This window comes from Pseudomonas sp. RT4P38 (genome assembly GCF_054897765.1).
This window is the reverse complement of record NZ_CM142703.1, coordinates 3,078,921-3,094,110: the sequence shown is the minus strand read 5'-3', so window position 1 is coordinate 3,094,110 and position 15,190 is coordinate 3,078,921. Positions and strand designations below refer to the sequence as shown.

The window sequence follows — 15,190 nt, the reverse complement described above, 5'->3', positions numbered from 1 at the left end:
TAGTTGCGAAAATTCATTCCTACAGACGGACAAAAAAACTGTATTTGGGCGCGAAAAGGCATTGCACTTGCGGGGGTGAAATCGCGCATCATGGGTGCAGTCAGCTCAAGGGGAATTCCATGCGCTTCAAATCATCCGTTACGCGTTTTGCCACGTTGTCACTGGGTCTGTTGTTCGCCGTGAATGCGTTGGCGGCCGACGAGACACAACTGATTGATTCGATCAACGTCTACCGCAGCCAGGTGCAGCGCTGCGCGGGTCAGGTCTCGCAGGAACTGCCACCGCTGGCAGGCGATCCACGGTTGGCGCTGTCCGCCACCAGCATCGGCAATCTGCAGCAGGCGATGGCGACCGCGGGTTATCCGATGAAGAACGTACAGGCGATCAGCCTGTCCGGGCCGCGCGATGCGCCGTCGGCGATGAAAGCCATTCAGGAAAGTTTTTGCCAGATCGTGCTGGACCCGCAGTTCGTCGATGTCGGTGTGAGCCGCCAGGACCGCGAGTGGCGCATCGTGCTGGCACGACCGCTGTTGAGCGCTCGCTTGGGCGACTGGCAGGCGGAAGGCCAGAAGCTGCTGGCCGAGCTCAACGCCGCGCGCACCCAGCCGCGCCAGTGCGGCACGCAATCCTTTGCCGCCACCACGCCACTGACCTGGAACGTCACGCTCGCGACCGCGGCCGAGGAGCACGCCCGGTCAATGGCCAACAACAATTACTTCGATCACAAGGACCGCGATGGCCGTACGCCGGGCGACCGGGCTGAACTGGCGGGTTACAGCGGCGGGCAGATCGGCGAGAACATTGCTGCCGGGCAAGACTCTGTGCGCATAGTGGTCGATGGCTGGGTGTCCAGCGCCGGTCACTGCGCGAACCTGATGAACCCGCAGTACCGGGAGTTGGGGGCTGCGTATGCGGTAGATCCGAAGAGTGATTCGGGGATTTACTGGACGGCAATGTTCGGGACGCCATAAACGCCCGTTTTTTTTGCAGGGTCATCCATAGCGATTGGACGACCTGCCAAGTCACGAAGTACTGATGGGGCGCTTCACGTATCCGCCTGCACCACCTCGATCCCAAGCTTTTGATAATCCTCGACATTGCCCGACGCCACACGACGCTCGGTGATCAGGGTATGGATGCGCTGACACGGCGCGACCACGAACGGCTCCACCGCTCCCAGTTTGTCGGCAAAGCGCGGGATAAACACAAACAACCGGACATCAATTCTTTCGATGATTCAAATCAGAAAGCCGAATTTTGAATTTTTTTGTGACCTGTTCAAGATGGCGCCATCACACATGCTTTGGATGAAAACTTCATGAATCTAAATTTTGCCTTTGCGTGCATGATCGTCGTCTCGTTTGCTATTGCGTTGGGGCACGCCTGATCAGCTGAAACCAAGGGCGATGCGCACCCTCCTCCCTCCAGAGTCGACTGATGCTTTTTTCCCTTGTATCGAACGGTTCACTTCTCACGCCTGAACAGCCTGATACAGCGGTGCCCTGGTGGAGCTTTACCAAAACCGTGCTCGCCGCCACCGCGCTGTCGCTGATGCGTGACGGCTTGATCGACCTTGACGACAGCGTTGCTGCAGGCCCCTTCACGCTGCGCCAATTGCTGCGGCACGAGGCCGGGCTGGCTACCTGTTGCGCTGTTTTTCATGAAGGCGCCAACCAAGGCGTTGCTGAAGCAGAAGTGGTCGAGCGCCTGTCGGCGGTCCTTGGGGAAAGCCGGTAGAAAAACCATAACCCTTGCCAAACATGGTCTATAACCAATGTCGACATGATTTGGATCAGGGGACCTTGAAGGCTCCCTCGGTAAATTGATCTCTTGAAAAACAGCGGACAAGTGAGTGTCCGCTAGGAGATTCCCCCCGCATGAAAACCTTGAAAATAGCCGCCAGTGATTCCGCGCTTGATTGTTTCCACACCTCCCGAGAAGTGATTTCGCTCAAACAAACCGACTACACCGACGTCGCCGTTGCGGTGTTCTCTGTCGAGGATGTGATGGCTGGCGCCCTGGACGCTCTGCAGCGTACCGGTTTCGATATTCCCATTTTCCTCGTTGCCTCTCCCGGTTCCGGCAACCGCGCCCGGGACGTCTACAAGCACCTGCAAGATGTTCTGCTTCAGGTAAATGGTATTTTTGACCCCTCGCGCAACAACGCCGAATACCATGGCAACCAATTGGAGACCGCGGCAAAAGCCTATGAAGAAAGTCTCCTGCCGCCCTTCTTCGACGCGCTCAAGCACTACACCGAATCGGCAAACGCCACGTTCGCCTGCCCTGGCCACCAGGGCGGCCAGTTTTTCCGCAAACACCCGGCAGGCCGGCAGTTCTTCGACTTCTTCGGCGAGACCCTGTTTCGCGCCGACATGTGCAACGCCGACGTCAAGCTCGGTGATTTGCTGATCCACGAAGGCCCGGCACTTCTGGCGCAAAAACACGCGGCGCAGGTGTTCAACGCCGACAAGACCTACTTCGTACTCAATGGCACATCCGCCTCTAACAAGGTGGTCACCAATGCGCTGCTCACCCCTGGCGATCTGGTGCTGTTCGATCGCAACAACCACAAATCCAATCACCAAGGGGCGTTGATCCAGGCGGGGGCGACCCCGGTTTACCTGGAAACCGCGCGCAACCCTTATGGTTTCATCGGCGGGATTGACGCCCATTGTTTCGAAGAAGATTACCTGCGTGAACTCATCAGCGAAGTCGCACCGGACAAGGCCCAACTGCCACGGCCGTTTCGCCTGGCGATCATTCAGCTGGGCACCTATGACGGCACCATCTACAACGCCAGACAAGTCGTCGATCGCATCGGCAAACTGTGCGACTACATCCTGTTTGACTCGGCGTGGGTGGGCTACGAACAGTTCATTCCGATGATGAAGGATTGCTCGCCACTGCTGCTTGACCTGCATGAAAACGACCCCGGTATCTTTGTCACGCAATCGGTGCACAAACAGCAGGCGGGGTTTTCCCAGGCTTCGCAGATCCACAAGAAAGATCGCCATATCAAGGGCCAGGCCCGTTATTGCAACCATGCACGGCTGAACAACGCCTTCATGTCCCAAGCGTCCACCAGCCCTTTTTACCCGCTGTTCGCCTCACTGGATGTCAACGCGCGCATCCATTCCGGGCGCAGTGGTCTGCGCCTGTGGGAAGACTGTGTGAAGTTCGGTATTGATGCGCGCAAGTTGATTCTGGAAGCGTGCACCATGGTCCGTCCATTCGTGCCGGACACCATTGACGGTCGCCCATGGCAGGACCATCCGACTGAGGACATCGCCAACGACATCCGTTTTTTCGAGTTCCATCCGAAGGATCGCTGGCACGCATTCGGCGGTTACGCCGACAAGCAATACTTCATCGACCCCTGCAAGTTGCTGTTCACCACGCCAGGTATCGACCCGGTCGATGGCAGTTACACCGACTTCGGTATCCATGCCGGCATCCTCGCCAACTTCCTGCGGGAGAATGGCATCATTCCGGAAAAGTGCGACCTGAACTCGATTCTGTTCCTGCTCACCCCGGCCGAAGACTGGGCGAAGATGACTCATCTCGCCTCACAGATCGCGCGTTTCGAACGCTTCATCAGCGATGACGCGCCGATGAGCCGGGTGTTGCCGGCCATTTATGCGCAACACCAGGAGCGCTATCACAACTACACCATTCGCCAACTCTGCCAGGAGATGCACGACCTTTACCGCGACCACAACGTCCAGCAATTGCAGAAGGCAATGTTCCGCAAAGAACACTTCCCGAAAAAGGCCATGAACCCTCAGGCAGCACAGTTCGAATTCATCCGTGGTAACGTCGAATGGGTGGCGCTGGCAGACGCCGAGGGTCGCATCGCTGCCGAAGGCGCCCTTCCCTATCCGCCCGGCGTGCTTTGCGTAGTGCCCGGGGAAATATGGGGGGGTGCAGTGCTCAAGTACTTCCTGGCGCTGGAGGAAGGTATCAACTCACTGCCTGGCTTCACGCCAGAACTACAGGGCGTGTACTTGAAACAGGAAGGGGGTCGCATTCGCGCCTATGGGTACGTGATCAAGACTTGAGTCTTCACACCTCCAGCGGCGTGTCAGCCTGGGGCTAAGCGCGATGGCGAGTGGATATCTGCGCGGAGCCGATTATGCTTCAAGAAACCTTGCAGCGATGCGAGGCCGTCAGCCTGTGTGCATGCTTAGCGCAATTCGTCATCGACGACATCAGCCCCAGGGCCTGGGTGCGGAAAAAATGTAGTGAGGTACTCCGGCCTACAACAAGAGCAAGACGGAGAAGACTCATGGCCGCAATCGACAACACTTCCACGGGCAGCGCGTCCCACCACGGGCTCACCAAGGAGGAGCGCAAGGTCATTTTCGCCTCGTCCCTGGGCACCGTGTTCGAGTGGTACGACTTCTATCTTTACGGCTCTCTCGCCGCGATTATAGCCAAGCACTTCTTCGCCGGCGTCAATGAGACGACGTCCTTCATCTTCGCGCTGCTCGCATTCGCCGCGGGGTTCGCCGTACGCCCCTTCGGCGCCATCGTGTTCGGCCGACTGGGCGACATGATCGGGCGCAAGCACACCTTTCTCATCACCATTGTGATCATGGGTATCTCCACGGCCATCGTGGGCTTTTTGCCCGGCTATGCGACCATCGGCGTGGCGGCGCCGATCATCCTGATCACCCTGCGCCTGCTGCAAGGCCTGGCCCTGGGTGGTGAGTATGGCGGCGCGGCGACTTACGTGGCCGAGCACGCGCCGAAAGGCAAGCGCGGCTACTTCACCTCGTGGATCCAGACCACCGCGACCCTCGGCCTGTTCCTTTCTCTGTTGGTGATCCTCGCCTGCCGCACTATCCTCGGCACCGAAGCCTTCGAGGCCTGGGGCTGGCGGATCCCCTTCCTGCTGTCGATCCTGCTGCTGATCGTCTCGGTGTACATCCGCCTGCAACTCAGCGAGTCGCCGGTGTTCTTGAAGATGAAAGCCGAAGGCAAGTCCTCCAAAGCGCCGCTGACTGAATCCTTTGCCCGCTGGGACAACCTTAAAATCGTGATCATGGCCCTGCTCGGCGGCACTGCCGGCCAGGCCGTCGTCTGGTACACCGGGCAGTTCTATGCGCTGTTCTTCCTGCTGCAGACGCTGAAGATCGAACCGCAGACCGCCAACTTGCTGATTGCCGGCTCCCTGCTGATCGGCACGCCGTTCTTCGTCATATTCGGCAGCCTGTCCGACCGCATCGGCCGCAAAGGGATCATCATGGCCGGCTGCATTATCGCAGCGCTGACTTACTTCCCGATCTTCCATGCGTTGACCCAATACGGAAACCCCGACGTGTTCATCGCGCAGGAGAAGAACCCGGTCACGGTGATCGCCGATCCTGACCAGTGCTCGTTCCAGTTCGACCCGGTGGGCAAGGCCAAATTCACCAGCTCCTGCGACCTCGCCAAGACTGTTCTGGCGAAGAGGGCGATCCCCTACAAGAACGAGAAAGCTGAGCCTGGCGCCGTCGCGCAGGTCCGCATCGGCGACAAGGTGATCCCGAGCTTCGAGGGCACCGGCATGCCGGCCGCCGACTTCAAGGCCAAGAATGACGCCTTCGCCGCCACCCTTGGCACCGCGCTCAAGGACGCCGGCTACCCCGAGAAAGCCGACCCGGCCAAGACCAACTACCCGATGGTGCTGCTGCTCCTGACCATCCTCGTGATCTACGTGACCATGGTTTATGGCCCGATCGCCGCCTGGCTGGTGGAGCTCTTCCCGGCGCGCATCCGCTACACCTCGATGTCGCTGCCGTACCACATCGGCAATGGCTGGTTCGGCGGCTTTCTGCCCACGGTGGCGTTCGCCATGGTCGCGGCCACGGGTGATATCTACTACGGGCTGTGGTACCCCATCGTCATCGCGGTGATGACGGCGATTCTTGGCACGTTCTTCCTGCCGGAAACCAAGGATCGGGACATTCATCACACCTAGGCTGGCATCTGCCCTCTCCCACAAGGGAGAGGGCAATCCTTCCGTATTTAGTGTGTTGTAGGGAAATGGAGGAAATGAGGACGGATCTATTTGTTCGGCTCGTTACGAGCGCAACACGCCAATCGCCCGTCGATATTTTTCAATGCGCTCCAGGTCTTCCCACGACGGCTGCGCGATCCGCGACAAGTCGCTGTTCTCTTCCCGGTGCGCGGTGGCGGCGATGGCAATGGCAACGGCGCGTTCAGTGTCTGGCTCATATCGTTCTCCCTGGGTAATCGGCGTCCGCATTGCGGCGAGGGGTAAACCTCCCGACGCAATGCCCGTATAAATCCGGACTCAACCCAACAGATGCTGTGAGATGAGTTTGGAAATCTCGACCATCGACGTCCTTCCGGTGAATTCAAACTTCACTCTGCCCAGCGCCGAGAAGTAGATTTCCAGCTCAGAATCCAGGTCGAAGGTGCCCGAGGTTTCCACGGAGTAAGCGACGATGTTTTTGTAAGGCAACGAAGTGAAGTCTTTTTTGCTGCCGGTGATGCCTTGGACGTTGACCGCAATAATTCGTTTATTGGTAAACACCACGCCGTCGCGCATGGATTTATAGGCATCAATGACCTGCTCGCCGTCCAGCAGCAGCGCGGTGACTCGCTCCGCGTACTCGTTGTTTTGCTTGAGTTTGAAAAAGCCTTTGTTGTTGAAATCGATCATCCGCCATCCCCTTCCTTAAAGAGTGTTCCCTGGATTGCCAGCGCGTGGCGCGGCGAGCATACCATCGGCCCTGCGCTTTTTGCGCCCCCCCACAGCGGATCTGAAAAACCAATGGAACCCCGCGCCTCATCGCGTTTTCGAAACCCTATCAGCGCTGATCTTTGATCAAACAAGGCGCCATTGGAGAGGAAATCCCGATGAACAGTAGACTGCTGTTTCTGCTTGCCAGCCTGAGTCCCACCCTGGTCATGGCTGAAGGCTGTGACGTGCTGACTCGCTCCCAAAGCCCTTCCGTGCCGGTGGTCGAAACGCATAGCTGCTATGAGTACGAAGGCATGCCGGTGAACTCCATCGATTGGTCATGCAGCAACGAGAGCAAAGACATGCTGACCAGCACCAAGAAAAAAGTCGAACAGTGCGCCGATCATTCTCAGGCCACTTGCATCGCCACGTTGACGCAAGATTCGCTGGCCAATCCTCACTCCACCAGCAAGGACAAGAGCAGCACATCGCTGAATATTCCGAACAATGCGAAGGTCACTACGTACTACTACGGCGCTGAGCATTTGAGTCAGGCGAAAATTGATTGCGAGTCAGGTGGTGGTCACTGGAAAGCGCAGTAGCCACTCAAGAACACAAAAGCGCCTTCACCATCGGAATGCAAGCGAGTTGCAGACCGGAGGGCGAATGGTAAATGGCCGTCTGTTCACCGACAAAACCGCATTGCCGGTAGAAGTGAGCAGCGTTCAACGTAGCGTCCAGATTAACTTCCTCCAGCCCCAGATCCCGCGCCAGGCACTCAAGGTAATCCAGAATGCGCTTGCCAATGCCCCGCTGCATAAAGCCAGGCAAGACAAAGATTGCGCCGATTTCACGCTTCTCCAGATCAAGCATGCCTGTCGCCACAGGCTCTCCTTGAATACACCCCAGATAAAAGTGTTTTTCCATCAGGTCGCAATATCCGTCCACAGCGGCCCCTGCCGTCCAGACGTCCATTTGCTGCGGGGTATAGGCGCCGATGCACTGATGCCGTATCGCTTGACGGCGAATGTCGAATGCCGTCCGGCAATCGCCGTGATGGGCTCGTTTGATCTCTAACATTGCAATCTCCATTAGCCATCGGCGGACGGAGAACTAAAAAGCCCCGTCCATTTCTGGCGGGGCCTTGGTTAATACGTCAGGTTCCAGGCACGCATGACCTCATGGCCCGCCGGAAGCGGTCATGGAGGAATACATCATGTACATGCGAGGTGTGTAGGTCATGGGCAGATAGTGTTGTTGGAAGGTTGGCTTGTCAATCTTGAAGCTCAAGGGCGTGCCGGCACTGCTACTGCCGGAGCTGAGCCTCGCGCCAGTCCCTGGGGGCATGACCATAGACGCCTCGAAAAACACGGCTGAAGTGCGAGAGGTCGTTGAAGCCCCAACGAAACGCGATATCGGATATCCGCAATGTGGCGTTGGCCGGGTCCAACAGATCAGTACTGCAGCGTTCCAGGCGACGACGCAACAGGTAGCGCATCAGCGAAGAACCCTCATGTTCAAACAGCTTATTGATGTAACGCGCGGAAAGACCTGTCCCCAGGGAGACGTGCTGTGCATTGAGTGTCGGATCGCGAAGGTTGTCGTTCACAAAGACCTTCACCCGCATCAAGGTCAGCGCCTGGCTGCGAGAGTGCTCAGGGTCCAGGGTTTGCAGATTGCCAAGCGTCAGCGCAATCAGATTGGTGGCCGACTCAGACAACTTGACCATCTCGGCGGCAGAGAACTGACTGATTTGTGAGGTCACACTCTCCAGAAACATGCGCATGACACGCCCGACCGGATTGTCCATGGAGACTCGTGTGGCCATCCGGCTTTCCATACCCACGACGAGTTGATTCAGGCTGCACCTTGGCAGGCTCACGATGATCTGTCGCCAATCATTGGCAAAGCTCAGTTGATGCGGTCGTGTCGCATCATAAATAGCGAAATCCCCCGGCCCGATAATCGCCCGGTTGCCGTCCTGCTCCAACTGCTCGGTGCCCTCCAGCATCAACACCGCAAAGTATTTGTCTTCGTCCCGCGATCTTGGTTGCAGGTGACGACGATTGACGGCCTGAGCCGCTGCGCTGACGTCACTGATCCGCAGTAGCTCGCACTTCTGCGATCTGACTTTTCCGAAGAACCCGGGGTTTGGAACAGCGCCGATTTCAACGTCGGCAAACATCCGCAGAATCATTTCTCGCCAATAATCCACTCGCTCGGATGTGGAGCCGCCTTCAGTGGCAACGTCGATGTTTTCGCAGGACCAATTGGTCACCGGCGCGCGTCTGCTGCCACTGAGGTCAACGGCACCTGCTCGCCATCCCTTCAAGTCCCCCTCCAGTTGATTGCCCATGTGCGAAGCCCCCTTCCTGTGGAAGTGATTTTTAGAATGACCTAGCAAGCCTCATACCTGGCACATCCGTGGGCCTAACGAAGCAACCTCTGCATGCAACGTCTGCCAAAAATCGATTGGCAATTCTGGAAGACATACACCCCCGGACGTCGAAACGACGCCCGACCGGTTTTCTCCAACCGTAGAACCCTTCTTACATCACTCCCCGATAGCTTTTCCACCGCCAGCGACCAAAGGGCCGCCTGAGAAAACTTTTTGTTCCGCTACAGCCAAGAACCCAATCCGGGACCGCCGCATCCTTGAGTCAGCGCCGAACGGCAGTGGGCTCCAGACACGGTCATCAGTCGTTGCTACCTCACCGGCTTTGGTTGGTGAAAACCACCAAGGGCAAGTTCCTTAAATGTCCCCCTACGAAGGGACAATCCACAATAGGCGACAGACAATGAGCAAAGTTAAAGCGTGGCTAGTGCAAAAGAGAAAGTCCGTTTTGCTTGGACTGATCCTGATAGGTACGTCGTTTGCCACCATGGCGGTGGAAGTGGCACCGGGTGACTACGAGCAATACCCGATAGGGGCGACTATCGGAGCCGTCTATTACCAGCATGCAACCACTGACTCATTTCGATCCAATGGCCACCAGGCCAGTTCGGACTTCAACCTGACCTCCGATATCGGCATTCTGCGGTTGCTGCATGTCTATCAACTGAGCGATTCGGTCACCATCGACCCGCAGTTCCTGCTGCCGTTTGGCCAAGTTTCCGGCCATGGCAGCGCCTCGATGCTCGGTGACGCCAGCGGCACCGGCGACCTCATCCTGACCGCACCGATCAAGGTGCTCCTCAACAGTGCCCGAGACACCCTCAGCGCCAACGCCTACCTCTACGTACCGAGCGGTACCTACGATAAGAACGACCCGATCAATCTGGGTGGAAACCGCTGGAAAATCGACTTTCAGGCCGCCTACATCAAGCACTTTCTCGACAAGTGGGCGGTGGACCTGGTGGGCGATGCCATCTGGTATGGCGACAACGATGCATTCGGCCCCGGCTCATCGGTGCTCAAGCAGAAAACCTCCTACAGCGCGCAGATCATGACTCGCTACATGCCGGACCCCACCACCTCTTTCGCCGTGGGCGTGGGCCATATCTGGGGTGGGGAAACCGAGGTTGATCAGGTCGACCGCGATGACGCCATGCGCACCACCAACATCCGTTTGACCGCCACCAAGTTCGTCACGCCCAAGGATCAATTCCAGCTCCAGCTCGGCCGGGATCTCTCGGTCGAAAACGGTCCCAAAGAGGACTTTCGCATGAACCTGCGCTATGCGCGGGTGTTTTGACGCCCTGCCCGCCTTCAAGCAAGCACCCGCTCACTTGCACCAGTTGCGTGCAGTTGGGATGACATGATCTGAATAAAAAGAGAGAAACGTATGGAATCCGCGATTGATAAACACCTGATGTGCCCTCGGTCTCGTGACCGCAGAATTGAAGATGACTACACCCCGCCATATCCGGGCTGGGTCGGTCGCGCCGATGGCTCGGTCGAGCAAGTGGTCATGGGCTATTTCGGCGTTCAGTCCAAAGGCGAGATTTACCTGGGGCCCGCCTGCGCGGCGCTGCGCAAAATCATGCAGCGTTTCGACCTGGTCGACGGACCGGGCCATCACGACATCACTCACTACGTCGACGCCGCCGGCTACGACAACATGATTGCCATCGCCTATTGGGATAGCCCTCAGTCTTTCCTCCGCTGGCAGTCCAGTGAACAGGTCGCCCAATGGTGGAACGCCGACGAGCTGGGCAACGACGGCCTGGGTTACTTCCGGGAAATCCTGACCCCCGGCGTCGAACGCTTTGAAACCTTCTACGCCATGCCCAATGACCTGGAAGGGATCGGGGTGGTGATGGGTTCGCGCAGTGACGAAATTCAGGAACACGGTTACTGGGGCTCAATGCGCGACCGAATCCCGCTGTCCCAAACCGACACCATGGCCCCTAGCGGGCAGCTTGAGGCGACCCCGGCTTCACGGCGAAAAGTGATCAAGGGCCATGAGAATCTGGTGGTCATTCGTTCGGGCCAGGACTGGAGTGAAACCGAAGGCACGGAGCGTGACCTGTACCTGAACCAGATGGAACCGGCGCTGCGAGCGGGCATGGAGTTTCTGCGCGACGACGGCTTGCCAGTCGGCTGTTACAGCAACCGTTATATGCAGCATCTGAACGCCAACGGGCAAAGGCTGGAGAAGACGTTTTCAGTCAGTCACTGGCGCTCCCTCGCGCACCTTGAGCGCTGGTCCGAATCCCATCCGACTCACATCGAGATATTCGGCACCTTCATGAAGATCGTTCAGAAACTGGGGGGTGAGCTCAAGTGGAAGGGCTATCACGAGGTCAGCGTGCTGCGCGCCGAAGATCAGCTTTACGAGTACATCAATTGCCATGCCGAGACCGGCCTGATGCATCACAGCTGACATTCCGTATCGTCTAGAGGATAGCGATCATGAACGATCATTCCCATCACGCACAGGCTTCCGCTGCCGTCCGCGCTGTCGCCCTGAAAAACGCCCTAGAAGAACGCGAACTGGTTCCCGAAGGGTACATCGAGAAATTCACCGAAATCATGGAAAACGATTTCGACCCGGCCAATGGCGCACGCGTCGTCGCCAGAGCCTGGGTCGATCCGCAATACCATCAGCTGCTGCTGACCGATGGCACCGCCGCCTGCGCGCAGTTCGGTTACACCGGCGTACAAGGTGAGTACATCGTTGCATTGGAAAACACGCCGACCCTGCAAAACGTCATTGTCTGCACCTTGTGTTCCTGCACGGCCTGGCCGGTCCTCGGCCTGCCACCCGACTGGTACAAAAGCTTCGAATACCGCGCCCGCGTCGTCAGGGAGTCCCGAACGGTACTGCGCGAGATGGGCCTGGATCTGCCGAACGAGGTGGAAATACGGGTCTGGGATACCAGTGCGGAAACCCGCTACATGGTCCTGCCTTTTCGCCCGTCCGGCACCGAGGACTGGACCGAAGAACAACTCGCCTCCCTCGTCACCAAAGATGTGCTGATCGGCATCGCACGTCCCGAATCCCCCTCCCTTGCGCCGCGAGTGAAGCAATGATGGATGGCATACATGATTTGGGAGGGGTTCAGGGGTTCGGACGCGTGCAGCACAGCGCCAATTCGCAGAGCTACAAACCGGTGTTCCATGAAGACTGGGAACACCTTGGCTACAGCCTCCTGTTCCTCGGTGCGGGGGAACTGGGACTGTTCAATGTGGATGAGCTGCGCCACGCGATCGAGCGAATGGAACCAAGGCAATACCTCACGTCCAGCTACTACGATCGAATCGTCGTGGGGGTCGCGTCACTGTTCGTCGAAAAAGGCGCGATCACCCAACAGCGTCTTGAGGAACTCGCCGCCGGGGCGTATCCGTTGGCGCTGCCTCTGGGGCCCGGGCGCGCCGCCCATCCACCAGCCACTGCGTTCCAGATCGGTGAACAGGTACGGGTTCGCGACGAACACGTCGACGGTCATGTCCGCATGCCCGGCTATGTACGGGGCAAGCACGGGGTTGTAGTGCACCGCACGACACAGGAATGGCCGTTTCCCGACACAGTCGGTCACGGCCTGCCGAGTGGCAGCGAGCCGACCTACCACGTGCTCTTCACCACCGAGGAACTCTGGGGCGATGCCGCGGACGCGGGCACTGTGGTTGTGGACCTGTTCGGCAGCTACCTGCTCAAGGTCTGACGACTCTCCCTTCCAGAGGCGTGCTGCCGGCACTCAACGAATGGGGAAAAAGCCCCATTCATTTGGCTCCCGCAGCTCGCCTCTCTTTTTACAGTGAGGATACAAAATGTCTGTTATTCGACCCAACAGCGACGAACTCGAGGCCATTGCCAATAGCCTGGGCATTCACCTGACGGCCAAACAACTCGAAGATTATCAGTCCGTACTGCAGGCCAATTTCGACGCCTATGACGTGCTTGATCAGCAGGCCGACTTCCTCCCGGAGGTCACTTACCCACGGTCGGCCGGTCACGTCCCGAGCGCCGCGCAAAACCCTCTTGGCGCGTGGCAGTGCCAAGCGAATATCCAAGGCAATAGCACGGGCCCACTGGCTGGAAAAACGGTGGTCATCAAAGACAACATCGCTGTCGCCGGCCTGCCGATGCTCAATGGATCCTTTACCTTGGACGGCTATCTGCCCAACGTGGATGCAACCGTAGTGACCCGCCTGCTGGAGGCCGGTGCAAGCGTCGCGGGCAAGGCGGTCTGTGAGGCCCTTTGCTTTTCCGGGGGGTCGCACACCTCGGTCAGTGGTCCGGTGCACAACCCGCTGCGCCAGGGTTACTCCGCCGGCGGTTCTTCCTCAGGTTGCGCAGCGTTGGTTGCCGCAGGCGAGGCCGACCTGGCGGTGGGCAGCGATCAGGGCGGATCGGTGCGCATCCCCGCCTCTTTCTGTGGTGTGTATGGCATGAAACCGACCCACGGGCTGGTGCCCTATACCGGCGCCATGCCGATAGAAAGCACCCTCGATCATCTGGGGCCAATCACCCGCTCTGTGCAGGACAATGCGCTGATGCTCGAAGTATTGGCCGGCGTCGACGGGCTGGATCCGCGTCAATTGGCCGGGACCAGGACGGCGCGCTACACCGAGGGCCTGTCTCGCGGAATTGCGGGGCTCAAGATAGCGGTCCTCAGGGAAGGCTTTGGCCATGCAAACTCCGAGGCGGATGTCGACCAAGCGGTACGTCAGGGCAGCGAAGTGTTCCGCGCTCAGGGCGCGACGGTCGAGGAAGTGTCCATCCCCATGCACTTGCTGGGTCCAGTTATCTGGCTGGCGATCGCCGCCGAAGGCGCCACCCAGCAAATGATGCAAGGCAACAGCCATGGCTTCAACTGGCGGGGGCTCTACCTGACCGACATGATGGAGCACCATGCGAGCTGGCGAAATCGAGTGAATGATCTACCCGATACGGTCAAGACCACGATGATCCTTGGCGAGTATTTCAGCCGCAAATATCATGGGAGCTATTACGGCAAAGCCCAGAATCTGGGGCGCAAGCTGCGCCAGGCCTATGACGAGATATTGACCCGCCACGATCTGCTGCTCATGCCGACACTCCCCCTCAAAGCCACCCCGCTACCGCCCACCGATGCTCCGTTGGCGGACTACCTGGGACGCAGTTTCGAGATGCTGGCAAACACCTGCGGCTTCGATGTCACGGGGCACCCGGCCCTGTCACTTCCCTGTGCCATAAGCGATGGCTTGCCTATCGGCTTGCAACTGGTGGGCAAACACTTTGCCGAAGCCGATATCTATCGCGCGGCCTATGCGTTCGAACAGAGCGCTGACTGGAAAGTCTGTTAAGACGACACACCCCGGCGTGAATAACCTCACGTCGGGATCCCGCCAAACTTCATTCGCTCTTCAGCCCCAAGCAACGCTGGTTAACCCTTAACAGCCGCTTCAATCCCAGCGATGTCGATCTTTCCCATCCCCATCATGGCGTCGAACGCGCGCTTGGCCACTGCTTGATCAGGATTGGTGATCGCGGCTGTCAAAACGCGTGGTGTGATCTGCCATGACAATCCCCACTTGTCCTGGCACCAGCCGCATACATTTTCCTGGCCGCCATTTCCGACAATCGCATTCCACAAGCGATCCGTTTCGGCTTGGTCGTCGGTCGCCACCTGGAACGAAAAAGCCTCGTTGTGCTTGACCCCCGAGCCCCCGTTCAGTCCGAGGCAAGGGATGCCCATCACCGTGAACTCGACCGTCAGGACATCGCCCTGCTTGCCCGCCGGATAGTCGCCGGGCGCGCGAAGGACCGCTCCCACCTCGCTGTCCGGGAACGTTTCGGCGTAAAACGTCGCAGCGGCCAGCGCGGTGCCGTCGTACCACAGACAAATCGTGTTTTTGCTGATCATCTTGGTTCTCCAGTATCGGAACGGGTTCGTGCATTCTGGTACGGATTGTCTTTTCGTGCACCTTGAAGGTAGAAAACCCCAAGCGTTCACCTAAGCTCTAAGGGGAGATTTTGTGCTGCTACAAATTGATAGCACCACACTATGGAACACGCTCCGTTAATGCGATTTCCATGGACTGAAATCCAAGTCATTTGGCCTCAATCG

The 15,190-nt window shown here is 58.2% G+C and carries 13 protein-coding genes and 3 pseudogenes; 10 read left to right on the top strand and 6 right to left on the bottom strand.

The genetic code is table 11. From position 1 onward, the window contains the following. Positions 1-119: 119 nt before the first annotated feature. A complete protein-coding gene (locus ACYZT7_RS14415; protein WP_462041538.1) occupies positions 120-971 on the top strand; it encodes a CAP domain-containing protein in 852 nt (283 codons plus the stop codon). Between the two features lie 74 nt (positions 972-1,045). Here the strand turns inward: ACYZT7_RS14415 and ACYZT7_RS14410 are convergent. Continuing rightward, positions 1,046-1,189, bottom strand: a pseudogene (locus ACYZT7_RS14410) (DeoR/GlpR family DNA-binding transcription regulator); the annotation flags it as partial. A gap of 248 nt (positions 1,190-1,437) precedes the next feature. Between ACYZT7_RS14410 and ACYZT7_RS14405 the strand changes: the two are divergent. The 3 genes and pseudogenes from ACYZT7_RS14405 to ACYZT7_RS14395 form a co-directional block, all read left to right on the top strand. Further along, a pseudogene (locus ACYZT7_RS14405) lies at positions 1,438-1,641 on the top strand (serine hydrolase domain-containing protein); the annotation flags it as partial. Positions 1,642-1,877: 236 nt separating this feature from the next. Then, the gene (gene speF / locus ACYZT7_RS14400; protein WP_462041537.1) at positions 1,878-4,061 is read left to right on the top strand and encodes an ornithine decarboxylase SpeF; all 2,184 of its coding nucleotides are present in this window, start codon (positions 1,878-1,880) and stop codon (positions 4,059-4,061) included. 227 nt (positions 4,062-4,288) lie between these two features. After that, positions 4,289-5,965: an MFS transporter gene (locus tag ACYZT7_RS14395; RefSeq protein ID WP_462041536.1), complete on the top strand. Its 1,677-nt coding sequence runs from the start codon at positions 4,289-4,291 to the stop codon at positions 5,963-5,965. A gap of 102 nt (positions 5,966-6,067) precedes the next feature. On the opposite strand, the pseudogene ACYZT7_RS14390 reads toward ACYZT7_RS14395, so the two are convergent. Both ACYZT7_RS14390 and ACYZT7_RS14385 read right to left on the bottom strand, forming a co-directional pair. Next, a pseudogene (locus tag ACYZT7_RS14390) lies at positions 6,068-6,232 on the bottom strand (GTP pyrophosphokinase); the annotation flags it as partial. A gap of 69 nt (positions 6,233-6,301) precedes the next feature. After that, the gene (locus ACYZT7_RS14385; protein ID WP_046049313.1) at positions 6,302-6,673 is read right to left on the bottom strand and encodes a PH domain-containing protein; all 372 of its coding nucleotides are present in this window, start codon (positions 6,671-6,673) and stop codon (positions 6,302-6,304) included. Between the two features lie 197 nt (positions 6,674-6,870). On the opposite strand from ACYZT7_RS14385, the gene ACYZT7_RS14380 reads away from it, so the two are divergent. Continuing rightward, positions 6,871-7,296 carry a hypothetical protein gene (locus ACYZT7_RS14380; protein ID WP_462041535.1) on the top strand — a complete coding sequence of 142 codons (426 nt, stop codon included), beginning with the start codon at positions 6,871-6,873 and terminating at the stop codon, positions 7,294-7,296. Between the two features lie 4 nt (positions 7,297-7,300). On the opposite strand, the gene ACYZT7_RS14375 is transcribed toward ACYZT7_RS14380, so the two are convergent. Next, the gene (locus tag ACYZT7_RS14375; protein WP_462041534.1) at positions 7,301-7,774 is read right to left on the bottom strand and encodes a GNAT family N-acetyltransferase; all 474 of its coding nucleotides are present in this window, start codon (positions 7,772-7,774) and stop codon (positions 7,301-7,303) included. A 226-nt stretch (positions 7,775-8,000) separates the two neighbouring features. Beyond that, on the bottom strand, positions 8,001-9,050 hold the full coding sequence (locus ACYZT7_RS14370) for an AraC-like ligand-binding domain-containing protein (RefSeq protein WP_462041533.1): 1,050 nt from the start codon (positions 9,048-9,050) through the stop codon (positions 8,001-8,003). A gap of 526 nt (positions 9,051-9,576) precedes the next feature. On the opposite strand from ACYZT7_RS14370, the gene ACYZT7_RS14365 reads away from it, so the two are divergent. The 5 genes from ACYZT7_RS14365 (at position 9,577) to ACYZT7_RS14345 (ending at position 14,426) form a co-directional block, all read left to right on the top strand. Beyond that, the gene (locus ACYZT7_RS14365; RefSeq protein ID WP_462041794.1) at positions 9,577-10,389 is read left to right on the top strand and encodes a transporter; all 813 of its coding nucleotides are present in this window, start codon (positions 9,577-9,579) and stop codon (positions 10,387-10,389) included. A gap of 90 nt (positions 10,390-10,479) precedes the next feature. Then, positions 10,480-11,520 (top strand): phenylacetaldoxime dehydratase family protein, encoded by a 1,041-nt coding sequence (locus ACYZT7_RS14360; protein WP_462041532.1) that lies wholly within the window; start codon positions 10,480-10,482, stop codon positions 11,518-11,520. A gap of 29 nt (positions 11,521-11,549) precedes the next feature. Further along, complete coding sequence (nthA, locus tag ACYZT7_RS14355) at positions 11,550-12,170, top strand: nitrile hydratase subunit alpha (RefSeq protein ID WP_462041531.1); 621 nt, start codon at positions 11,550-11,552, stop codon at positions 12,168-12,170. After that, positions 12,170-12,802, top strand: coding sequence for an SH3-like domain-containing protein (locus ACYZT7_RS14350; protein WP_462041793.1), 633 nt, complete (start codon positions 12,170-12,172; stop codon positions 12,800-12,802). The genes nthA and ACYZT7_RS14350 overlap by 1 nt, the downstream gene beginning before the upstream one ends. A gap of 106 nt (positions 12,803-12,908) precedes the next feature. Next, the gene (locus ACYZT7_RS14345; RefSeq protein WP_462041530.1) at positions 12,909-14,426 is read left to right on the top strand and encodes an amidase; all 1,518 of its coding nucleotides are present in this window, start codon (positions 12,909-12,911) and stop codon (positions 14,424-14,426) included. 80 nt (positions 14,427-14,506) lie between these two features. On the opposite strand, the gene ACYZT7_RS14340 is transcribed toward ACYZT7_RS14345, so the two are convergent. Next, entirely contained in the window at positions 14,507-14,986 is a 480-nt protein-coding gene (locus ACYZT7_RS14340) for a VOC family protein (protein WP_462041529.1), read from the bottom strand. Positions 14,987-15,190 lie beyond the last annotated feature (204 nt).